Source organism: Streptomyces sp. NPDC020845 (genome assembly GCF_044334165.1).
Lineage (GTDB): Bacteria > Actinomycetota > Actinomycetes > Streptomycetales > Streptomycetaceae > Streptomyces.
On the sequence record NZ_JBIRSJ010000084.1, the window covers coordinates 1 to 1,362 of the forward strand.

The 1,362-nt window shown below is 65.9% G+C and carries 1 protein-coding gene; it reads right to left on the reverse strand.

Going from position 1 to position 1,362, the window contains the following annotated elements; genetic code table 11:
• Positions 1-412: 412 nt before the first annotated feature.
• The coding region (locus ACH4U7_RS53175; protein ID WP_398534943.1) for a tetratricopeptide repeat protein at positions 413-1,362 on the reverse strand (950 nt) is incomplete at its 5' end.

The window sequence follows — 1,362 nt, forward strand, 5'->3', positions numbered from 1 at the left end:
AGAATGATCAGACGATCGCGAGAAGAATCGGATCTACTCCGGCGGGTCCCGTTTCATCCGTCGTATGGCGGTCAGTTTTCGCCCGTCGCCGACACATGGAGACAGCGGTAACCCCATGGTCCTCATCAACCCTGCTCCGGATGGCATCGCGCTGGTTTGGCATATCCCCCCTCGGATCTTGCAGTGGGAGGATTCTGGCACTACGGCCATAGTTCCGCCATGTCCTCCCTGCCTGCCCCTGAGAGTGTGACGAGCGCGCAGAAGCTAAAGCAAAGGCCCCGAGACCCGAGGTATTGCCTGCCCGACCGCTACCTCCGTGGGGCCACTCCCACGTTCGACGTGGTCAGCACCGAGTACCGAAAGCCATACGGGCGGTCGATCAGTGATGGCGGCCTCCGCCTCAGACGCTACTTCAGCTTGTTTCTGCCAGCCGACGTTCGATTCGCTCACGCGCCGCCACTGCGCGAGGATCGCCGAAGTCGGAAAGCAGACTGAGCGCCTGTGCCCAGTGCCGATGGGCTTCCTCCGGGCTTTCGTCGAGTACGGCCGAGCCCATGCCGGCGAGGGCCAGGGCCTGGTGCCACTCATCACCGAGTTCGCGGTGCGTCGAGGTGGCCTGACGGTAGAAGTCGGCCGCCTCTGCATGACGTCCGAGCCGGCAGTACACCTCGCCCACGCCCTGCCAGGCCAGTGCCTCTCGGCTGCGGTCCGCGAGGCGTCGGTGCAGCGTGGCGGATCGCTGATAGGAGATAAGGGCCTCGGCGAACTGGCCCTTCGCCTGCTGGGCATCGCCGAGAGTCAGCAGCCAGAAGCCCTCCAGGCGCAGGTTGCGGAGGCCAAGGGCGATATCGAGGGCGGCCTGGGCAAAGACCAGGGCTTCCTCGGCATCGCCCTGCTCACGCCGGACGTCGCTCAGCACGCGCAGGATGTTGCCCTCACCGCGCTGGTTGCTGAGAGCTCGGTGTGCTGCCAGGGCCTGGTCGATGACGGTTGCTGCCTCTGGAAGCCGTCCGGCGCGGTAGTGGGCGGTCGCCAGGTTGGACAGCGCGGTAGCGGCCCAGTGGGCGGCGTCCTGCTCCTGGAATACGGCGATGGCCTGCTCGAAGTGGCGGGCAGCGGCGTCGAGTCGTCTGCCGCGGAGATGGTCGAGGCCGATCAGGTTGAGCGAGCGGGCTTCGCTCAGGCGGTCACCCAGCTCTCGCCGGATCAGCAGCGCTTTCTCGTGGCATTCGAGACTCTCAGCCAGGCGGTTGATGCGGGTGTGGGCTGAGGTTCCCGACTTGTATTGGCTGTAGCGGTGCGCGGTCGGGTTGGCCGCTCGTAGCGTGCCGTAGGACGCTGGGTTGGATGGCTCGTGAGGTT